We start from the raw sequence: 18,239 nt of genomic DNA, 5'->3' as shown, positions 1-18,239 counted from the left end.
GGGCGTCCGGCGGCGCTCCGGTACCCTGCCGGTGGTACGCGTGACTGCCGCGCGTCCTCGGCACCCCCGCGTCGCGAGCCCGCTCGCGCCCGTCTGCGGGCGGAGCCGCACCGCAGGCAGCCTGGGAGTGGTGATCGTCATGCCGGCCGTCGTGGTGCTCGGTGCGCAGTGGGGCGACGAGGGCAAGGGGAAGGCGACCGACCAGCTCGGTGACCGCACCGACGTCGTCGTGAAGTTCAACGGCGGCAACAACGCTGGTCACACGGTCGTGATCGAGGGCGAGAAGTACGCCCTGCACCTGCTGCCGTCGGGCATCCTCACGCCGGGCGTGGTCCCCGTCATCGCCAACGGCGTCGTCGTCGACATCGAGGTGCTGTTCGAGGAGATCGACGCGCTCGAGGCCCGCGGCGTCGACACGTCGCGCCTGCTGGTGTCGTCCGCCGCGCACGTCATCGCCCCGTACAACCGCACGATGGACAAGGTGACCGAGCGGTTCCTCGGCAAGCGCCGCATCGGCACGACGGGCCGCGGCATCGGCCCGACGTACGCGGACAAGATCAACCGCATCGGGATCCGCGTGCAGGACCTGTTCGACGAGGGCATCCTGCGCCAGAAGGTCGAGGGCGCGCTCGACCAGAAGAACCACCTGCTGGTCAAGATCTACAACCGCCGCGCGATCACGGTCGACGAGACGCTCGACGACCTGCTGCGCCACGCCGAGCGGCTGCGCCCCTTCGTCGCCGACACCCCGCAGTTCCTCAACCGCTCGCTCGACGAGGGCAAGACCCTGGTCTTCGAGGCCGGGCAGGCGACCATGCTCGACGTCGACCACGGCACGTACCCGTTCGTCACGTCGTCCGCGTGCACCGCGGGCGGGGCGTGCACGGGCTCGGGCGTCGGCCCGACGCGCATCGACCGGGTCGTCGCGGTCGCCAAGGCCTACACCACGCGCGTGGGCGAGGGGCCGTTCCCCACCGAGCTGCTCGACACCGACGGCGAGTGGCTGCGCCAGACCGGCGGGGAGTTCGGCACCACGACGGGCCGCCCGCGCCGCACCGGCTGGTACGACGCGGTCGTCGTGCGCTACGCGTCGATGGTCAACGGGCTGACGGACCTCGTCGTGACCAAGCTCGACGTCCTGACGGGCCGCGAGCGCATCCCGGTCTGCATCGCGTACGACGTCGACGGCCGGCGCGTCGAGGAGATGCCGATCGACCAGAGCGACTTCCACCACGCGCGCCCGGTGTACGAGTACCTCGACGGCTGGACCGAGGACATCTCGGGCGCCCGCGACTTCGACGACCTGCCCCCGGCCGCGCAGCGGTACCTGCAGTACCTCGAGGACGTGTCCGGGACCCGGATCTCGTCGGTGGGGGTCGGCCCGGGCCGCGAGGCGACGATCGTCCGGCACGAGCTCCTGGGCTGAGGACGGCGAGGCGTCCGACCGGGCGCCTCGCGCTCGCCGGCGGCGGGCGCGGTCACGCGGCGCGACCGTCCGGCGTGGCGACGTCGGCGGGCGTCGTCCCGCGCAGGCTCGCGGCCAGCGCGAGGGCGACGGCCACGGCGAGGGCGGTGGCGCCGAGCATGGTGGCGGCCAGGCCCCACCGCTCGGCCGCCCCACCGGCGAGCAGGGCGCCCACCGGCATCAGGCCCACGGACAGCGTGCGGCCGGCGCCGCCGACGCGCCCCAGCAGGTGAGCGGGCACGATGCGCTGGCGCAGCGTCTCGTTGACGACGTTGCCCGTGGTGCTCAGGGCTCCGACGAGCAGCAGCGTGGCCGCGACCGCCGCGGGGTGCGGCGCCACCACGGGGACGACGAGCAGCGCGAACGCGAGCGTGAACGCGCCGACCATGAGGCGCACCTCGCCGAGCGCCCGCGCGGCGCGCGCGACGAGGACCGAGCCGGCCACGGCGCCGACCGCCAGGGCGACGAGCAGCAGCGGGTAGGTGCCCGCGGTCATGCCGATCCGGGACCCGGGCCCGACCGCCCACAGCACGAACACCGTGAAGTACGCGGTGCTCGCCATGTTGAGCAGCGCGGCGGCCAGGACCACGGGTCGCAGCACGCGGTGGCGCAGCACGAGGCTCAGGCCCTCGCGGACGTCACGGCCCGCGCGCCGCACCGCGGCGGCCGCCCCCGGACGGGGGTCGTGCGGTGCGTCGGGCGCGACCGGGGCGTGGCGGTAGACGCCCGGGACGCCGCGCCACAGCACCGCGGCGGCGAGCACGGCGAGGGCCGCGGGCGCGCCGAGGGCCCACGCGGTGCCGAGCGTCAGCAGCAGGCCGGCGAGCGGACCGCCCAGGAAGGCGTTGGCCACCTGCTGGACGGCCATGATCCGGCCGTTGGCGGCCGGCAGGTCGGCGGGGGCGACGACGTCCGGGACGAGGGCGCCGGCGGCGAGGTCGGCGAGCACCTCGGTGACGCCGTAGGCCAGGGCGAGCGCGATCAGCCAGGCGATCGTCAGGCCGTGCACCGCGAGCCACGCGGCGACGGCGAGCAGCGCCCCGCGCGCGACCAGCGCGCCGATCTGGACGCGGCGCCGGTCCACGCGGTCGACGAGCACGCCCGCGCCGATGCCGAGCAGGAGCCAGGGCAGCCAGGCGACCGCGGTGAGCAGCGCGATCTGGGACGGCGAGCGCGTCAGGCCGAGCGCGACCAGGGGGATCGCGGCCTGGACGACGCCGTCGCCGAGGTTCGCGGCGCCCGTGGCGGCGAGCAGGGCGTGGAAGCGGCTGCCGAGCCGGGGCGCGGTGCCCTGCGGGGTGGTCGCTGCGGCGGCGTCGGGCGTCGGTTCGTCCTGGTGCGCCGCGGGTCCCGGGCTGACGACACTCTCCATGGTGGCCTCGCTAGGGTGGAGGGACGGCTCTGCAGAGAAACCTTTGCAGAGATAACTCTGCAAAGGTAGCTCTGCACATGGCTGAGGACAAGACCCGGGAGCCGCACGGGATCGGCGCCGACGCGCTCAAGGCGTTCGCGCACCCGCTGCGCATGGCGATGTACTCCGTGCTGACCAACGACGGCCCGGCGACCGCGACCATGCTCGGGCGGGCGCTGGGGGAGTCGAGCGGCCAGACCAGCTACCACCTGCGGCAGCTCGAGCGGCACGGCTTCGTCGAGGACGACCCGGCGCACACCGGCGGTCGGGAGCGGTGGTGGCGCGCGGTCGGCTTCTCCCTCGACGACGCCGACCTGCTCCAGGACCCCGACACCGCGTCGTCCGCACGTGCCGTGCTGCGGTCGGTCGTCGCCGACCGCGCGCAGACCATGTCGGCCTGGGTCGACCACCTCGACGACGACTGGCAGGCCCAGGTCGCGACGAGCTCCAGCATCCTGCTCACGCAGGACGAGACCGCGGACCTCATCACCCGGACGCGTGCCGTCATCGAGGAGTTCGAGACCCTCGCTCGCGAGCGGGAGCCCGGCGACGGTCGGTACCGGCGCATCCGCGTCCACCTCGACGCCTTCCCGCTCGCGCCGACGCCGCCCGCGTGACCGCACGCGTCCACACGGCACCCGGTGTGCCCGCACCCGCCGCGCCGCGCGGACGTCGGCACCGCGTGCGGGCACGCGGCCGGTAGGGTCGGACGCCGTGGAGATCCTCGTCGTCGGCACCGGTGCCCGTGAGCACGCCCTCGCCCGCACGCTGTCCCTGGACCCGGCGGTGACGCAGGTGCACGCCGCGCCCGGCAACCCCGGGATCGCGCAGCACGCGACGCTGCACGCGGTCGACCCGCTCGACGGGCCGGCGGTCGCGCGGCTCGCGACCGACCTCGGCGTCGGGCTCGTGGTCGTCGGCCCGGAGGCGCCGCTCGTCGCCGGGGTCGCCGACGCGGTGCGTGAGGCGGGCGTCCCCGTCTTCGGCCCGTCCGCGCAGGCCGCGCGCCTCGAGGGCTCCAAGTCGTTCGCCAAGGACGTCATGGCCGCGGCCGGCGTGCCGACCGCCGCCGCCCGCGTCGCCACGACGCTCGACGAGGTCGCCGCCGCGCTGGACGAGTTCGGCGCGCCGTACGTCGTGAAGGAGGACGGCCTCGCCGCCGGCAAGGGCGTCGTCGTCACGGACGACCGGGACGCGGCGCTCGCGCACGCCGGCGCGTGCCTCGCCAAGGACGGCGGGAGCGTCGTCGTCGAGGAGTTCCTCGACGGCCCCGAGGTGTCGCTGTTCGTGCTGTGCGACGGCACCGACGTCGTCCCGCTCGTGCCGGCGCAGGACTTCAAGCGCGCGCTCGACGGCGACCAGGGCCCCAACACCGGCGGGATGGGCGCCTACTCGCCGCTGCCGTGGGCACCCGCCGGCCTCGTGGACGAGGTCGTCGAGACCGTCGCGCGCCCCACGGTCGCGGAGATGGCGCGTCGGGGCACGCCGTTCGTCGGCGTCCTGTACTGCGGCCTGGCGCTGACGAGCCGCGGCGTGCGGGTCGTGGAGTTCAACGCGCGGTTCGGCGACCCCGAGACGCAGGTCGTCCTCGCGCGGCTCGCGACGCCGCTGGCGGGCGTCCTGCTGGCCGCGGCGCAGGGCGGGCTCGGTGCGCTCGAGCCGCTGCACTGGCGCGCCGACGCGGCGGTCACGGTCGTGATCGCGTCGGCCGGGTACCCCGGCGAGGTGCGCACGGGCGACCCCATCACGGGCCTCGACGGCGCGGACACGGTCCCCGGCGTCCACGTCCTGCACGCGGGCACCGCGGTCCGGACCGCCGTCGACGACCCCGACAACCCGGACAACCCCCTGAACGACCCGCTGCTCGTCTCCGACGGCGGCCGGGTGCTCTCGGTCGTCGGCGTGGGGGAGACCCTGGGCGAGGCGCGCCGCGCCGCGTACGTCGCGGTCGACCAGGTGGCGCTCGCCGGCTCCCAGCACCGCACCGACATCGCGCTGGCCGTGAGCCAGGACTGACGGGGCCGGCGGCAGCCGCCGGCACCGCGCGGTCAGACGTCGGCGCCGGCACCCACCCCGAGCAGCGACCGCGTGATGCGCTCGGAGTCGCCGGTCATCTCCTGCACGGCGCTCGCCAGGTCGTCGTCGCCGACGTGCCGCCCGTCCTCGGCCGCGAGGAGCACCGCCCGGCGGATCGCCTCCTTGACGAAGGACGCGGTCATGCCGGCGGTCGCCTCGGCCGCCGCGTCGAGCGCGTCCGGGGTGAACGGCAGGTCCGCGGCGTAGAGCCGGAACAGCCGGCGGCGGCCCGGTGCGTCGGGCAGCGGCACCTCGACCGCGAGGTCGACGCGCCCCGGGCGCTGGGCGAGCGCCGGCTCGAGGACGTCGGCACGGTTCGTCGTCAGCAGGAAGGTGACGTCCGCGTCGGCGGCCAGGCCGTCGAGCGCGTCGAGCACCTCGAACAGCACGGGCGTGCCGCCGGTGAGCGAGCGGTCCTCGGCGACGAGGTCGCAGTCCTCGAGCACGACCATCGCCGGCTGCAGCGCGCGGGCCGTCTCCGCCGCGACCGTGACGAGCTGGAGCGCCTGGCCCGACAGCAGGGTGACGGTGACCCCCGGGCTGGCGCCGACCAGGTGCCGCACCGTGTGGGTCTTGCCGGTGCCCGGGGGCCCGTACAGCAGGACGCCGCGCTTGAGGTGCTGACCCGCCGCCCGCAGCGCGTCGCGGTGGCGTGCCACGCCGAGCACCTGGCGCTCGATGCGCTCGAGCGTCCCGGCGGGCAGCACGACGTCCTCGCGCGGCACGGACGGTCGCGGCACGTGGACGACGCCCGCCTCGCCCGGGTCGAACGGCGACCCCGAGAACGTCACGACCTGCCCCCGCAGGGTCGAGCGGGCGTCCATCTCGGCACGCACGCGCGTGAGCAGCGCGCCCGCGACGTCGTCGGACGGGCAGAGCACCTCGAGCACCGGGGCGCCGTTGTGCCGCATCGAGGCCCGGCGCTGCAGCAGCACGACGGGCACGCCGTCCGCGTGCCACAGGTGCAGCCCGAACGCGACGGTCTGCCGGGAGGTGCTCGGCCCGGTCGCGGCGCGGTGGTAGTCGACCGGGCCGACCGGGAACTGGCCCGGCCACGACCCGGCGTGCTGGAGGATCTCCGAGAGCGACATGTGCATGCGCTGCTCGCCGCCGCCCACGCCCACCAGCCGGGCCGCGGGGTCCTCCCCGACGACCGCCGCGACGGCGACGTCCGTGTCCACCCGGCGGAGCACCGGCAGCTCGAGGGTGTGCACGGCGAAGGTGCGGGGGTCCAGCCCGAGGTGCGCGGTGAGCAGGGGCAGGAGCGGCGCGACCCCGGGCTCCTGCTCGGGGTGCGCGCTCTGCGCCGCCTGGGCGAGGACCCGGACGTCCTCGAGGAAGTCCCGGAGGCGGGCGGGGGTGACGGCGTCGTCCATGTTCGCTCCCTGGTCGGTGCGCCCACCCTAGGGCTGCGGTACGGAAGACTGCGGGGGTGAGCGACGCGAACCCCACCCGCGCGGACGACGACGCGCTGCCCGGCTGGCGGCACACCTACTCGGGCAAGGTCCGCGACCTCTACGAGCCCGACGGCTCGGCGGCCGGCGTCGCGCTGCGCGAGCGGCACGGTGACGCCGTCCTCGTCGTCGCGTCCGACCGGGTGTCGGCGTACGACCACGTCCTGAGCCCGGGGATCCCGGACAAGGGCGTCGTGCTCACGCAGCTGAGCCTGTGGTGGTTCGACCAGCTCGCCGACCTCGTGCCGAACCACGTCCTGACGACGGACGTGCCGGACGCCGTCGCCGGGCGGGCGCTGGTCTGCCGTCGTCTCGAGATGTTCCCGGTCGAGTGCGTCGCGCGGGGGTACCTGACGGGGTCGGGCCTCGCGGAGTACCGCGGGACCGGCGAGGTCACCGGCGTCGCGCTGCCCCCGGGGCTCGTCGACGGGTCGCGGCTGCCCGAGCCGATCTTCACGCCCGCGACCAAGGCCGAGCTGGGGGAGCACGACGAGAACGTGCGGTTCTCGGTCGTCGTGGACACGGTCGGTCCGGCCGTCGCCGAGGAGCTGCGCGACCTGACGCTGGCCGTCTACGCGCGGGCCGAGGCCGTGGCGCGCGAGCGCGGCGTGATCCTCGCGGACACCAAGCTGGAGTTCGGCACGGACCCGGTGACGGGGGCGACGACCCTGGGGGACGAGGTCCTCACCCCCGACTCCTCGCGCTTCTGGCCGGCCGACGCCTGGCAGCCGGGGCACCCGCAGCCGAGCTTCGACAAGCAGTACGTGCGCGACTGGCTCACGTCACCGGTGTCGGGCTGGGACCGCGCGTCCGACACCCCGCCGCCGCCGCTGCCCGCCGACGTCGTCGCGCGCACCCGCGACCGGTACCTCGACGCGTACGAGCGGCTGACGGGACGTCCGCTCGGCGTGTGAGGGTCGGCGCCGTGGTCAGGCGCCCAGGTCCACCTCGGGCAGCGCGTGCAGCTCGCGCCAGCCCACCTCCTGCGGCGCGGTCACGGCGAGCACGTCGCCCGCCGGCAGCGGGCCGAGGTCGAGGCCCGTGAGCTCCGCGATGTCGGCGACGGGCACCTGGAACGTGCGGAACGGGCCGAGCGGCGGTGGCTCGTCCGCCGCGGCGGACGCGTGCGTCGCGGCGGCGAGCTCGGTGGCGGGCAGCTGCGGCGTCTGGTCGAGGACGAAGCCCGCCGCGGCCAGGCGCCGGCCGGCGTCGAGCGCCCACGCGACGACCTTCCAGAACCGCCGGGGGACCGCGACGCCGCGGTAGGCCGGGTCGTCGCCCGCGAGCACGGGCCCGGTGAGCACCGACAGGCGCAGGCGCTGCGCCTGCGCGTGCTCCAGCACGTGGTCCTCCAGGCCCAGCCACAGATCGCGGCCCTGGTTGAAGTCGGACGCCTGCGGGGCGGCGTTGGGGTACGCGAACGTCTCGCGGTTCGCCTGCGCCGCGACGCCCGGGTCGCCCCACACCGGGTCGCGTCGGCGCACCAGGTGCCCGCGGTCGAGGTCGTTGCGCGCGTAGAGCGCCGGGCCGGTCTGCTCGTCGGCGGGCACGCGCGGGTCGAGGTGCCAGTCGTCGTCGCGCGGGACGTCGAGCAGCGTGACGCCGTCGATGTTCACGGCCGTGGCGGCCGCGAGCCGGCGCTCCGGGTCGAGCAGCACCGTGAAGTGCGTCGAGGGCAGCTCGCGCACCGGTTGCCCGGCGACGGGCAGCGGGACCACCGGCCCCAGGAACGTCGGGTCGTACCCCATGCGTCACCCCTGCCCACGCGCGGACCGTCGGACGTCGACCACGCTACCCACTCGGCCCGCGGTCCGGTGGGTGGGACGGGCCGCCGGCGAGACCGGGCCCGGTGCGCTCATCGCCGCCCATGAGGGCGCTACGCCCGGGGTCGCGAGGGGTGCGTCCCAGGTGGTGGGACGGTGCCCCCGTTCGGGGGTGCCGGCGGGGGGACGTAGTCTCCTGGCGGCTCGTCGTCCTGCGTCACGGAGGTCTGGTGGACGTCACCCGCACGCTCGTCCTGCGCCGCGCGCGCCTGCACAGGCGGGACGCGCCCGTCGACGTCGTCGTGCGCGCCGGCCGGATCGCGTCGCTCGGCGAGGCGTCCGAGGCGTCCGACGCCGACGTCGTCGACCTCGACGGGCGGTGGCTGCTGCCCGGCCTGTGGGACCAGCACACGCACCTCACCCAGTGGGCGCTCGCGCGCGGCCGGCTCGACGTGTCCGGCGCCGCGTCCGCGGCCCAGGCCGTGGTGCTCGTCGCGGAGCGCCTGCGCACCGACCCGCCGCCGCCGGGACGTCCCCTGGTCGGGCTCGGGTTCCGCGACGGGACGTGGCCCGACGCGCCGTCGGCCGCGCTGCTCGACGCGGTCGCGGGCGACGTCCCCGTCGTGCTCGTCTCCGGTGACCTGCACTGCGCGTGGGTGTCGACCGCGGGCCTGCGGATGTTCGGCGTCGCGACGCACCCCACGGGCGTGCTGCGCGAGACGGAGTGGATGCCGCTCATGGGTGCGCTCGACCACCTGACGGCCGACGCGCAGGACGCGCTCGTCGACGACGCGCTGCGGGCCGCCGCCGCACGGGGCGTCGTGGGCGTCGTCGACCTGGAGATCGCCGACAACGTCGCCGCGTGGCGTCGCCGCGCGGAGGCCGGGGACCCGCCGCTGCGGGTGCGCGCGGGCGTGTGGCAGCCGTACCTGGACCGGGTCGTCGCCGAGGATCTGCACACCGGCGACCGGCTCGCGGGTGCGCGCGTCACGCAGGGACCGCTGAAGGTCATCGTCGACGGCTCGCTCAACACGCGCACCGCCTGGTGCCACGACCCCTACCCGGGTGTCGACGGCCCGCCGGCCCGCGGCGTGCTGAACGTGCCGGGCGACGAGCTGGTCCCGCTGCTGCGGTACGCGCACGCCCACGGTCTGCGCTGCGCCGTGCACGCCATCGGCGACGCCGCCAACACCCTCGTCCTCGACGCGTTCGCCGCGAGCGGCGCCCGCGGGTCGGTCGAGCACGCCCAGCTCCTCGACCCCGCGGACGTCCCACGGTTCGCGGCCCTCGGGGTCACGGCGAGCGTGCAGCCCGCGCACATCCCCGACGACCGGGACGTGGCCGACCGGCACTGGGCGGGCCGCACGCACCGGGCCTTCCCGCTCGCGGACCTGCACGCCGCCGGCGTCCCGCTCGCGCTGGGCTCCGACGCGCCCGTCGCACCGCTCGACCCGTGGCTCGCGGTCGACGCCGCGGTCTGGCGCACCGGGGACGCGCGCGCACCGTGGCACCCCGAGCAGGCGATCGACGTCGTCACCGCGCTCGCGTCGTCGGTCGACGGACGGCCCCTCGGCCTGCGCGCCGGTGACCCCGCGGACCTCGTCGTGCTGGACGACGACCCCGTGGCGCTGGCGGGAGCGCCGGGCGGCCTCCGCACCGTCCGCGTCGCCGGCACCCTCGTCGCCGGCACCTGGACCCACGACACCCTCTGACCCCACCCCGCCCGCGACAGCACAATCCAGCACACCCCACACCCCACCCCCACCCGTGACAGCGCAATCCAGCGCACCCCCACCCCCACCCCCCGCCCGTGACAGAACAATCCGGCACGCCCCGTCCTCGACTGGATTGCTCTCTCACGCGCGGGAGAGAGTGAGTGGGGCGGCGGAGCGCCGACCGGTGGGTGGGACGTGGGACGGTCGCCGTGCCGGTCGCCGTAGGATCGGCACCGACCCCACCGTCGCGAGCCAGGGAGCACCCGTGGGACGAGTCGTCGTCGACGTCATGCCGAAGCCCGAGATCCTCGACCCGCAGGGCAAGGCCGTCGCCAACGCGCTGCCGCGCCTCGGATTCGGCCAGTTCCGCAGCGTGCGGCAGGGCAAGCGGTTCGAGCTCGAGGTCGACGGGCCGGTGACGCCCGAGGTCCTCGAGGCCGCCGCGGCCGCGGCCGAGCAGGTGCTGTCGAACCCCGTCATCGAGGACGTCGTGCGCGTCGCGGACATCGAGGCCGACGCGGCCGCGACCGTCACGTCGCAGGGCCTGGCCTGATGGGTCGCATCGGGGTCGTCACGTTCCCCGGGACGCTCGACGACCGCGACGCCGCGCGTGCGGTGCGCCTGGCCGGCGGCGAGCCCGTCGCGCTGTGGCACGCCGACGCCGATCTCAAGGGCGTCGACGCGGTCGTGCTCCCCGGCGGGTTCTCCTACGGCGACTACCTGCGCGCGGGCGCGATCAGCCGGTTCGCGCCCGTGATGGGCGAGATCGTCGACGCGGCCGGGCGCGGCCTGCCCGTGCTGGGCATCTGCAACGGCTTCCAGGTGCTCACCGAGGCGCACCTGCTGCCCGGGTCGATGATCAAGAACGACCACCTGCACTTCGTCTGCCGCGAGCAGGTGCTGACGGTGGAGAACGCCGACACCGCGTGGACGCGCGCGTACGCGACCGGTGAGCGCCTCACGATCCCGCTGAAGAACCAGGACGGCCAGTACGTCGCCGACGAGCGCACGCTCGACGAGCTCGAGGGCGAGGGCCGGGTCGTCTTCCGCTACGAGGGCGTGAACCCCAACGGGTCGCGTCGGGACATCGCCGGCATCAGCAACGCCGCCGGCAACGTCGTGGGGCTCATGCCGCACCCCGAGCACGCCGTCGAGGCCGGCTTCGGACCCGACGGTGCCGCCGGCCCGCGCAGCGGCACCGACGGACTGCGGTTCTTCACGTCGGTCCTGCAGGCGCTCGTCTCCTGACGCCCCTGGCGGCGACGTGCGGGGGGATGGTCGACGAGCCGGTGTCCCGGTGGTCCGCGCGCGACGTCCGACGCGCCGTCACCCCGCGTCGGCCTCGCCGTCGGCGGCGAACACCAGCCGCACGTCAGGGCCCGTGAGCTCCAGCGTCCCGTCCGTGACCTCGGCCGCGTCGACCCGCGCGAGGGCGTCGAGGTACGTCGACTCGAGGGTCATCAGGTCCTGCGCGCAGGCCATGCGCGTCACGCCGGCCGGCTCGATCCGCCACCCGTCCGAGGTGTCCACGCTCGTCGTGTAGGTGTTGCACGCGGCGCTCCCCGACGCCCGCCCCTCCTCGAGGAGCAGGGTCACGGGGGCGGACTCCACGAGCGTCAGGGCGGTGCCGTCGACGTCGCCGGACTGCAGCGTCCACGCGCCGTCGGCGGTCGGTGCGGCCGACGTCGCCGACGCGCCGGGCGAGGACGACGACGAGGCGGTGAACGTCTCCTGGTCGCCCGGCTCGGTGCCCGTCGCGCACCCGGCGGCGACCAGCACCCCGGCGAGCGCCAGCCCCGTGACGGACGCCCGCCGGGACCTCCTGCCGGTCCCCGTCGTGGCCCGCCACCTGGTCCTGCGTCGTACCGTCGTCCGTGCCATGACCGCCCCCTCGAGGTCCACGACGCACGCCGTCGCTGCCCCGACCGTAACGACGCGCACCCGGTGCCGCCACGGCGTGCGACGCCGCGCCGCTCGCGCGAGGGTACGGGGGTGACGATCCGCATCGGCACGTCCGGGTGGTCGTACGACCACTGGGACGGCGTGCTCTACCGCCCCGGCCTGCCGGCGCGCGACCGCCTGGCCCGGTACGTCGAGGCGTTCGACACCGTCGAGCTCAACGCGAGCTTCTACCGCTGGCCGCGCGAGGCGGCGTTCGCGTCGTGGAACCGGCGGCTGCCGGACGGCTTCACGATGTCGGTCAAGGCCCCGCGCGGGCTGACCCACGCGAAGCGGCTGTACGCGCCGGAGGTGTGGTCGGAGCGGATCGCGCGCTCCTGGCACGAGCTGCGCGACCGACGCGAGGCGCTGCTCGTGCAGCTGCGCCCGGACGCCGTGCGGGACGACGCGCGGCTCGACTGGTTCCTGGGCTCGCTGCCGGGGTGGGTCCAGGTGGCGGTCGAGCTGCGGCACCCGTCGTGGCAGGACGACGCGGTCCTCGACCTGCTCGCACGCCACGGGGCCGCGTACTGCGTGGTGTCGGGGGCGGGCATCCCGTGCGTCCTGCGCGCCACGTCCCGCCTGGTCTACGTGCGGCTGCACGGCCCCGACCACCAGCACCTGTACGCCGGCTCGTACTCCGACGACGACCTGCGCTGGTGGGCCGACCGCATCGGCGAGTGGTCGGCCGCGGGGCACGACGTGGTCGCCTACTTCAACAACGACGGCGGCGGCAACGCGGTGCGCAACGCGTGGACCCTGCGCGGGTTCCTGGGGCGGTGACGCTAGGGCGTGAGCCCGGCGACCACGTTGACCAGCAGCGCCACGATCACCGTGCCGAAGAGGTACGACAGCAGCGCGTGGCCCAGGATCACGCGGCGCAGGTCCGACGACCGGACGTCCGGGTCGGACATCGCGAAGCTCATGGCGACGGTGAACGCGACGTAGGCGAAGTCCGAGTAGCGGGGCGGCGCCTCCTGGTGGAAGTCGATCTCCCCGTACGGCGGCGTGTACCACAGGCGCGCGTAGTGCAGCGCGTACACCGTGTGCATCGACGTCCACGACGCGACGACGGCGACGAGCGCCGCGACGAGCGCGACCACGCGCCCGCGCTCGTGCGTGGCCAGCACGACCACGACGCCGACGAGGCTCATGGCGCCGGCCCCCAGGACGATCCCGTGGGTCACCAGCCGCGTCGGCTCCTCGCGGGTCGCGTGGGTGCGGGTCTGCTCGGCGTCCAGCGGCCACAGGAAGGACCAGCTCCACCCGGCGAACACGAGGCCCGTCGTGGCCCAGCCGGACAGCACGGCCGCGGCGACCGACCCCCCGTACGTCACGGCCACGCCGAACGCCGTGATGACGCCGCCGCCGACCGCCACCGCCAGGCGGGCCGCAGGCGTGACGTCGCGGTACGCGGGGTTCCGGGCCACGTCCCCATACAACTCGCACGCCCGGGTGCCGGCCAGCGGGCGGCCCGGCCGCACGGGACGCGGGTGGTCCGCTGGATGACAGGGGGCTGGCGGCGCGACGGCCCGGCGGCTACTGTCTGCGGCATGTTCTCGGTCCGGGTGTGTTGTCGCTGAGCTGACGACCCCGCGCGCCTGCGGCTACGGCCCGGCTGCGCACCCGCACCACCCCGAGGACGTCCCCCGTGGCTCAGCCCGCTCTCGCACCCGTCCGCCCGTCCGGCACGCGCCACCCGTCGCCGGCGCGTCCCGACGTCCCGCCCGTCGAGGTCGTCGGCCACGCGCCGCGCTCCGGCACCGAGTTCCTGCTCGACGGTGAGGCCCTCGACGCGACGACGCTCGCGCTGGCGGCCGCCCGCGCCGACGTCGTGCGCATCGTCCACAGCGCGGCGCTGCCGACCGTCGCGGCCGTCCGGGCGCTCGTCGGCGTCGTGGAGGACGAGATCCGGGCGGTCGGCCGCGACCGCCGGGACGTGCGCCTCGTCCTGGAGGTCGAGGCGGTCGCCGCCGCCGACGACGCGGACGCGGTGCGGCGTCGCAGCGCCGTCGCCCACGCCGAGGCGTTCGCGGCGCTCACCTGGTCGCCGTCGTCGACATGGCTCGTTGCGCCCGCCGGCCGGCTGCCCGCCGACGCCGGCGCGCTCGCGGCGCGGACGGGCGTCGACACCGTCGCCCTCGCGCTCGTCGGCGACTCCCGACGGCACGCCGCGGCGCTGACGGGCGCCGGCGCCCGCTGACCGCGCGGTCCGGATGCGGCGCCGCCCGCGGCGGGCCTAGCGTGGCCGTGCGGACGGGCGCCCGCCCGCGGCCGACGGACGGAGCGCGAGATGACCACGACACCGCACGACGACGACGCGCCGACGCGCGAGGAGGCCCTCGCCAAGGTCCGCGAGCTGCTCGGGGAACACCACCTCGCGATGCTGACGACCCTCGACGCGTCGGGCGCGCTGGTGAGCCGTCCGATGGGGGTGCAGGACGTCGAGTTCGACGGTGACCTCTGGTTCTTCACCACGCTCGACTCCCACAAGGTCGCGGAGATCCGTGCGGGGTCGCCCGCCAACGCGGCCTTCGCCGGCTCGTCGTCGTGGTTGTCCGTCTCGGGGACGGCCGAGGTCGTCCAGGACCGCGCGAAGGCCGACGAGCTGTGGAACCCCGTCGCCGCGGCCTGGTTCCCCGACGGCCCGACGACGCCCGGCCTGTGCCTGGTGCGGCTGCGGGCCGAGACGGCCGAGTACTGGGACAGCCCGGGCGGGCGGCTCGCGACCGTGCTCAGCCTGGTGAAGGCCAAGGTGACGGGGAGCGCGTACGACGGCGGCGAGAACGCGACCGTCGACCTCTGACGTCGCACGCGCGCAGCCCTCGCAGCACGCCGACGCCCCGCACCGGACCAGCCGGTGCGGGGCGCCGTGCGGACGGGAGCAGGCGCTCCGGATCAGACCAGGCGCTCGGCCGGGGACGCCTTCGCGGTCTCGGCGGGGTCGGACGTGACGACGTCACCGAGGATCTCGTCGATGCGCGTGAGCACCTCGGCGGGCAGCTCGACGCCCGCGGCCTTCGCGTTGTCGTGGACCTGCTCGGGGCGCGACGCGCCGATGATCGCCGCGGACACGTTGTCGTTGGCCAGCACCCACGCGATCGCGAGCTGCGCCATCGTCAGGCCCAGCTCGTCCGCCACGGGGCGCAGGCCCTGCACGCGCTCCAGCACGTCGTCGCGCAGGAACGACGCGATCATGCGCGCGCCGCCCTTGTCGTCCGTCGCGCGTGAGCCCGCGGGCAGCGGGGCACCCGGCGCGTACTTGCCGGTGAGCACGCCCTGCGCGATGGGCGACCACACGATCTGGGAGACGCCCAGCTCGCGGGACGCCGGGACGACCTCGGGCTCGATGACCCGCCACAGCATCGAGTACTGCGGCTGGTTCGAGACGAGCTGCACGCCCAGGTCCTTCGCGAGCGCGTGGCCCGCGCGGATCTGGTCCGCGGTCCACTCGCTGACGCCGATGTACAGCGCCTTGCCCTGGCGGACGACGTCGGCGAACGCCTGCATCGTCTCCTCGAGCGGCGTCGCGTGGTCGTAGCGGTGCGCCTGGTACAGGTCGACGTAGTCCGTGCGCAGGCGCTTCAGCGACCCGTCGATGGACTCGCGGATGTGCTTGCGCGACAGGCCGGTGTCGTTGGGGCCCTTCGGGCCGGTCGGCCAGTAGACCTTCGTGAGGATCTCGAGCGACTCGCGGCGCTCCCCGGCCAGCGCGTCACCCAGCACGGACTCGGCGACGGTGTTGGCGTAGACGTCGGCGGTGTCGAACGTCGTGATGCCGACGTCGAGCGCGGCGCGCACGCACGCGGTGGCGGTCTCGTTCTCGACCTGGGACCCGTGGGTCAGCCAGTTGCCGTAGGTGAGCTCGGAGATCTTCAGGCCGGAGCGGCCGAGGTGACGGAAGTGCATGCACCCAGCCTCTCACCCCGTCGGGAGCCGCCGTCGCGCCGGACGCGGGGCGGGGGGAATGCCCCCGGTTCGTCCCTGCGGTGGACAGGGGTGCCGCGGGCGACCGTCGCTGCGCTAGCGTCCCGGCCATGCGATCCCGACGACGCCTCGCAGCGGTCCCGGTCCTCCTGCTCGCCCTCGCCGCGTGCTCCTCCGGCGACCCGTCGCCGGAGCCGTCGCCGGACCTCGAGACGATCCCGGCCATCGAGGGCCGCGGGGACCAGGAGCTGCCGACGGCGGACGCCCAGCGCGAGGCGCTCGCGGCGGCGGGCGAGGCGACCGAGGCACTCGTCGCGCCGGTGGCGGCCGGCGCGACGGAGACGGCGCAGGTCGCCGACGCGCCCGCCGGGTCGTACCTGCTGCGCGTCGTGTGCACCTCGTCGGACGGTGCGCCGGTCGTCGTCACCGTCAAGGGCGGCGACAGCGAGCTGACGTCGTACCAGGCGCCGTGCGTCCCGGTGTACCAGGGCGGTGCGACCATGGCCGACAGCGACGTGTTCGACGTGCCGGGCGGCGCGCTCGACGTCACGGTCGCCGCGGCCGCCGAGTCGGTCGTCGCGGTGGGGCTGGTCCCCGCGGCGAGCTGAGCGGCGTCAGACGCTCAGCGTGCCCAGCGCGCGCGCCAGGTCGTCGCGCAGGTCCTCGACGTCCTCGAGCCCGACGGACAGGCGCACCGTCGCCTCACCGATGCCGACGGCCGCGCGCCCGGCGGCCCCGAGCCGCCGGTGCGTCGTCGTCGCCGGGTGGGTGACGATCGACTTGGCGTCGCCCAGGTTGTTGGAGATGTCCACGACCCGCAGCGCGTCGAGCACCCCGAACGTCGCCTTCTTCGCGACGTCGGGGGCGGCGCCGTCGGGGACGGCCAGGTCGAACGTCACGACCGTGCCGCCGCCCGTCTGCTGGGCGCGCGCGAGCTCGTGCTGCGGGTGCGACGCGAGGAACGGGTGGCGCACGCGGGCCACGCCGGGCTGCTCCTCGAGCCACCGGGCGAGGGTCAGGGCGGAGGCGGCCTGGTGCCGCACCCGCAGGCTCAGCGTCTCCAGGCCCTTGAGCAGCACCCACGCGTTGAACGGCGACAGCGACGGGCCGGTGTTGCGCAGCATCGTCTGCACGGGCCCGCGCACGAAGTCCGTCGACCCGAGGATGGCGCCTCCCAGCACGCGTCCCTGCCCGTCGATGTGCTTGGTGGCCGAGTAGACGACCACGTCGGCGCCGTGCTCCAGCGGGCGCGAGAAGACCGGGGTGGCGAACACGTTGTCGACGACGACGGTGGCGCCGGCCGCGTGGGCCAGTCGGCTCACCGCCGCGATGTCGACGAGGTCCTGCATCGGGTTCGACGGGGTCTCGAAGAACACGACGTCCGCGGGCGTCGCCAGCGCCTGCTCCCACTGCTCCGGGACGTGCCCGTCGACGTAGTCCGTGCGCACACCCCACTTGGCGAGGATCTCGTCGAGGATGACGACGGTGGAGCCGAACAGCGCCCGCGCCGCGACGATGCGCGACCCGGAGCGCACGAGGGCGGCGAGCGACGTGAACACCGCGGACATGCCCGTCGCCGTGGCGTAGCAGGCCTCGGCCCCCTCGAGCAGGCGCAGGCGCTCCTCGAAGGTCGTGACCGTGGGGTTGCCGTAGCGCGAGTAGAGGAACCGGTCGACCTCGCCGGCGAAGCCCGCCTCGGCCTGCGCCGCCGACGCGTACGCGTACCCCTGGGTGAGGAAGACGGCCTCGGACGTCTCACCGAACTCGCTGCGCACGAGACCGCCGCGCACCGCCAGGGTGTCGGGGCGCAGCGTGCCGCGGTCGAGGCGGTGGTCGTCCCAGTCGCCCGGGCCGGGCGGCAGGTGGCCGGCGTTCACGGCTGGACCCACGGCAGGCCTGCGGCGCGCCAGCCCTCGTGCCCGCGGTGCCCGTCGGGACCCGTGGCGCCCTCGAACCCCTCGAGGACGTTGTAGGCGGGGCCGTACCCCGCGGCGGTCGCGGCCTGCGCGGCGCCGATCGAGCGCTGCCCGGAGCGGCAGAGGAACACCACCGGGCGGTCGTCGCCCGGCGTCACGCCGGTGGCGGCGAGCTGCTCGAGGAAGCGCGGGTTCGGCCGGCCGGAGGGGTAGGAGACCCACTCGACGAGGGCGGCCTGGCGGCCCAGGCCCCGCAGGTCCGGCACCCCGACGTAGCGCCACTCGGCGTCGGTGCGGACGTCGACCAGGACGGCGTCCTCCCGGTCCGTCAGCAGGTCCCACGCCTCGGTGGGGGTGATGTCCCCGGCGTAGCCGGGGGCGGGACGCGGTGGCACGCTCATGGTCCTCCCATCGTCTCTGGCGGTAGCACCCTCGACCACGGTCTCCCGTGCGGGTTGCTGCGGCGTCGTCGAGCCAGATCTCTCGGCCGCTCTGGATGGTCGCCGCGATGCTACGCCACCGTGCGGGGCGCCGGCAGGGCGTCTCACGGCGCGTGCCCGTGCCCGCGCGCGCC

At 75.5% G+C, this 18,239-nt stretch carries 19 protein-coding genes and 1 riboswitch; of the genes, 11 read left to right on the top strand and 8 right to left on the bottom strand.

Translation table 11 applies throughout. The features are described 5' to 3' along the window. The first annotated feature begins 139 nt into the window (after positions 1 to 139). Positions 140 to 1,426, top strand: coding sequence for an adenylosuccinate synthase (locus NP075_RS15535; protein ID WP_227566222.1), 1,287 nt, complete (start codon positions 140 to 142; stop codon positions 1,424 to 1,426). 52 nt (positions 1,427 to 1,478) lie between these two features. On the opposite strand, the gene NP075_RS15530 is transcribed toward NP075_RS15535, so the two are convergent. After that, positions 1,479 to 2,837, bottom strand: a complete 1,359-nt coding sequence (locus NP075_RS15530) for an MFS transporter (protein WP_227566171.1) — start codon at positions 2,835 to 2,837, stop codon at positions 1,479 to 1,481. A gap of 77 nt (positions 2,838 to 2,914) precedes the next feature. On the opposite strand from NP075_RS15530, the gene NP075_RS15525 reads away from it, so the two are divergent. Continuing rightward, positions 2,915 to 3,493 carry a winged helix-turn-helix domain-containing protein gene (locus tag NP075_RS15525; RefSeq protein WP_227566172.1) on the top strand — a complete coding sequence of 193 codons (579 nt, stop codon included), beginning with the start codon at positions 2,915 to 2,917 and terminating at the stop codon, positions 3,491 to 3,493. A gap of 97 nt (positions 3,494 to 3,590) precedes the next feature. Then, positions 3,591 to 4,892 carry a phosphoribosylamine--glycine ligase gene (gene purD / locus NP075_RS15520; RefSeq protein ID WP_227566180.1) on the top strand — a complete coding sequence of 434 codons (1,302 nt, stop codon included), beginning with the start codon at positions 3,591 to 3,593 and terminating at the stop codon, positions 4,890 to 4,892. Between the two features lie 32 nt (positions 4,893 to 4,924). On the opposite strand, the gene NP075_RS15515 is transcribed toward purD, so the two are convergent. Next, entirely contained in the window at positions 4,925 to 6,328 is a 1,404-nt protein-coding gene (locus tag NP075_RS15515; protein WP_227566182.1) for an AAA family ATPase, read from the bottom strand. 56 nt (positions 6,329 to 6,384) lie between these two features. Here NP075_RS15515 and NP075_RS15510 point away from each other — a divergent pair, with 56 nt between their 5' ends. Then, on the top strand, positions 6,385 to 7,320 hold the full coding sequence (locus NP075_RS15510; protein ID WP_227566184.1) for a phosphoribosylaminoimidazolesuccinocarboxamide synthase: 936 nt from the start codon (positions 6,385 to 6,387) through the stop codon (positions 7,318 to 7,320). A 15-nt stretch (positions 7,321 to 7,335) separates the two neighbouring features. Here NP075_RS15510 and NP075_RS15505 read toward each other — a convergent pair whose 3' ends face one another. Further along, a complete protein-coding gene (locus NP075_RS15505) occupies positions 7,336 to 8,154 on the bottom strand; it encodes a DNA/RNA non-specific endonuclease (RefSeq protein ID WP_227566185.1) in 819 nt (272 codons plus the stop codon). A 245-nt stretch (positions 8,155 to 8,399) separates the two neighbouring features. Between NP075_RS15505 and NP075_RS15500 the strand changes: the two genes are divergently transcribed. The 3 genes from NP075_RS15500 (at position 8,400) to purQ (ending at position 11,132) form a co-directional block, all read left to right on the top strand. Continuing rightward, positions 8,400 to 9,881 (top strand): amidohydrolase, encoded by a 1,482-nt coding sequence (locus NP075_RS15500; protein ID WP_227566186.1) that lies wholly within the window; start codon positions 8,400 to 8,402, stop codon positions 9,879 to 9,881. A 268-nt stretch (positions 9,882 to 10,149) separates the two neighbouring features. After that, positions 10,150 to 10,437, top strand: coding sequence for a phosphoribosylformylglycinamidine synthase subunit PurS (gene purS, locus NP075_RS15495; RefSeq protein ID WP_227566189.1), 288 nt, complete (start codon positions 10,150 to 10,152; stop codon positions 10,435 to 10,437). Continuing rightward, the gene (gene purQ / locus NP075_RS15490; RefSeq protein WP_227566191.1) at positions 10,437 to 11,132 is read left to right on the top strand and encodes a phosphoribosylformylglycinamidine synthase subunit PurQ; all 696 of its coding nucleotides are present in this window, start codon (positions 10,437 to 10,439) and stop codon (positions 11,130 to 11,132) included. The genes purS and purQ overlap by 1 nt, the downstream gene beginning before the upstream one ends. Before the next feature lie 78 nt (positions 11,133 to 11,210). Here the strand turns inward: purQ and NP075_RS15485 are convergent, their stop codons facing one another. Next, the gene (locus NP075_RS15485) at positions 11,211 to 11,765 is read right to left on the bottom strand and encodes an META domain-containing protein (protein WP_227566193.1); all 555 of its coding nucleotides are present in this window, start codon (positions 11,763 to 11,765) and stop codon (positions 11,211 to 11,213) included. Positions 11,766 to 11,876: 111 nt separating this feature from the next. Between NP075_RS15485 and NP075_RS15480 the strand changes: the two genes are divergently transcribed. Beyond that, positions 11,877 to 12,605 carry a DUF72 domain-containing protein gene (locus NP075_RS15480; RefSeq protein WP_227566195.1) on the top strand — a complete coding sequence of 243 codons (729 nt, stop codon included), beginning with the start codon at positions 11,877 to 11,879 and terminating at the stop codon, positions 12,603 to 12,605. Positions 12,606 to 12,607: 2 nt separating this feature from the next. On the opposite strand, the gene NP075_RS15475 is transcribed toward NP075_RS15480, so the two are convergent. Further along, positions 12,608 to 13,252, bottom strand: coding sequence for a DUF1345 domain-containing protein (locus NP075_RS15475; RefSeq protein ID WP_227566196.1), 645 nt, complete (start codon positions 13,250 to 13,252; stop codon positions 12,608 to 12,610). 221 nt (positions 13,253 to 13,473) lie between these two features. On the opposite strand from NP075_RS15475, the gene NP075_RS15470 reads away from it, so the two are divergent. Beyond that, positions 13,474 to 14,025, top strand: a complete 552-nt coding sequence (locus tag NP075_RS15470) for a hypothetical protein (protein ID WP_227566198.1) — start codon at positions 13,474 to 13,476, stop codon at positions 14,023 to 14,025. A 90-nt stretch (positions 14,026 to 14,115) separates the two neighbouring features. Beyond that, a complete protein-coding gene (locus NP075_RS15465) occupies positions 14,116 to 14,628 on the top strand; it encodes a pyridoxamine 5'-phosphate oxidase family protein (RefSeq protein ID WP_227566200.1) in 513 nt (170 codons plus the stop codon). Between the two features lie 92 nt (positions 14,629 to 14,720). Here the strand turns inward: NP075_RS15465 and NP075_RS15460 are convergent, their stop codons facing one another. Beyond that, positions 14,721 to 15,731 (bottom strand): aldo/keto reductase family protein, encoded by a 1,011-nt coding sequence (locus NP075_RS15460; RefSeq protein WP_227566202.1) that lies wholly within the window; start codon positions 15,729 to 15,731, stop codon positions 14,721 to 14,723. A 128-nt stretch (positions 15,732 to 15,859) separates the two neighbouring features. Here NP075_RS15460 and NP075_RS15455 point away from each other — a divergent pair, with 128 nt between their 5' ends. Further along, positions 15,860 to 16,357: a hypothetical protein gene (locus NP075_RS15455; RefSeq protein ID WP_227566204.1), complete on the top strand. Its 498-nt coding sequence runs from the start codon at positions 15,860 to 15,862 to the stop codon at positions 16,355 to 16,357. Positions 16,358 to 16,363: 6 nt separating this feature from the next. Here NP075_RS15455 and NP075_RS15450 read toward each other — a convergent pair whose 3' ends face one another. Both NP075_RS15450 and NP075_RS15445 read right to left on the bottom strand, forming a co-directional pair. Then, on the bottom strand, positions 16,364 to 17,626 hold the full coding sequence (locus NP075_RS15450; protein ID WP_227566206.1) for an O-succinylhomoserine sulfhydrylase: 1,263 nt from the start codon (positions 17,624 to 17,626) through the stop codon (positions 16,364 to 16,366). Then, positions 17,623 to 18,066: a rhodanese-like domain-containing protein gene (locus NP075_RS15445; RefSeq protein ID WP_227566208.1), complete on the bottom strand. Its 444-nt coding sequence runs from the start codon at positions 18,064 to 18,066 to the stop codon at positions 17,623 to 17,625. The genes NP075_RS15450 and NP075_RS15445 overlap by 4 nt, the downstream gene beginning before the upstream one ends. A gap of 4 nt (positions 18,067 to 18,070) precedes the next feature. Then, a riboswitch (SAM riboswitch) is annotated at positions 18,071 to 18,168 on the bottom strand. Positions 18,169 to 18,239: the final 71 nt, after the last annotated feature.

Source organism: Cellulomonas wangsupingiae, from assembly GCF_024508275.1.
Classification (GTDB): Bacteria; Actinomycetota; Actinomycetes; order Actinomycetales; family Cellulomonadaceae; genus Cellulomonas; species Cellulomonas wangsupingiae.
This window is presented reverse-complemented; position numbering and strand designations above follow the sequence as displayed.

Excerpts from the sequence above, each read along its gene's own strand:
- NP075_RS15535 (WP_227566222.1), top strand. The coding sequence starts at position 140 with ATGCCGGCCGTCGTGGTGCTCGGTGCGCAGTGGGGCGACGAGGGCAAG.
- NP075_RS15530 (WP_227566171.1), bottom strand. The coding sequence starts at position 2,837 with ATGGAGAGTGTCGTCAGCCCGGGACCCGCGGCGCACCAGGACGAACCG.
- NP075_RS15525 (WP_227566172.1), top strand. The coding sequence starts at position 2,915 with ATGGCTGAGGACAAGACCCGGGAGCCGCACGGGATCGGCGCCGACGCG.
- NP075_RS15515 (WP_227566182.1), bottom strand. The coding sequence starts at position 6,328 with ATGGACGACGCCGTCACCCCCGCCCGCCTCCGGGACTTCCTCGAGGAC.
- NP075_RS15505 (WP_227566185.1), bottom strand. The coding sequence starts at position 8,154 with ATGGGGTACGACCCGACGTTCCTGGGGCCGGTGGTCCCGCTGCCCGTC.
- purQ (WP_227566191.1), top strand. The coding sequence starts at position 10,437 with ATGGGTCGCATCGGGGTCGTCACGTTCCCCGGGACGCTCGACGACCGC.
- NP075_RS15485 (WP_227566193.1), bottom strand. The coding sequence starts at position 11,765 with ATGGCACGGACGACGGTACGACGCAGGACCAGGTGGCGGGCCACGACG.
- NP075_RS15465 (WP_227566200.1), top strand. The coding sequence starts at position 14,116 with ATGACCACGACACCGCACGACGACGACGCGCCGACGCGCGAGGAGGCC.
- NP075_RS15460 (WP_227566202.1), bottom strand. The coding sequence starts at position 15,731 with ATGCACTTCCGTCACCTCGGCCGCTCCGGCCTGAAGATCTCCGAGCTC.
- NP075_RS15455 (WP_227566204.1), top strand. The coding sequence starts at position 15,860 with ATGCGATCCCGACGACGCCTCGCAGCGGTCCCGGTCCTCCTGCTCGCC.
- NP075_RS15445 (WP_227566208.1), bottom strand. The coding sequence starts at position 18,066 with ATGAGCGTGCCACCGCGTCCCGCCCCCGGCTACGCCGGGGACATCACC.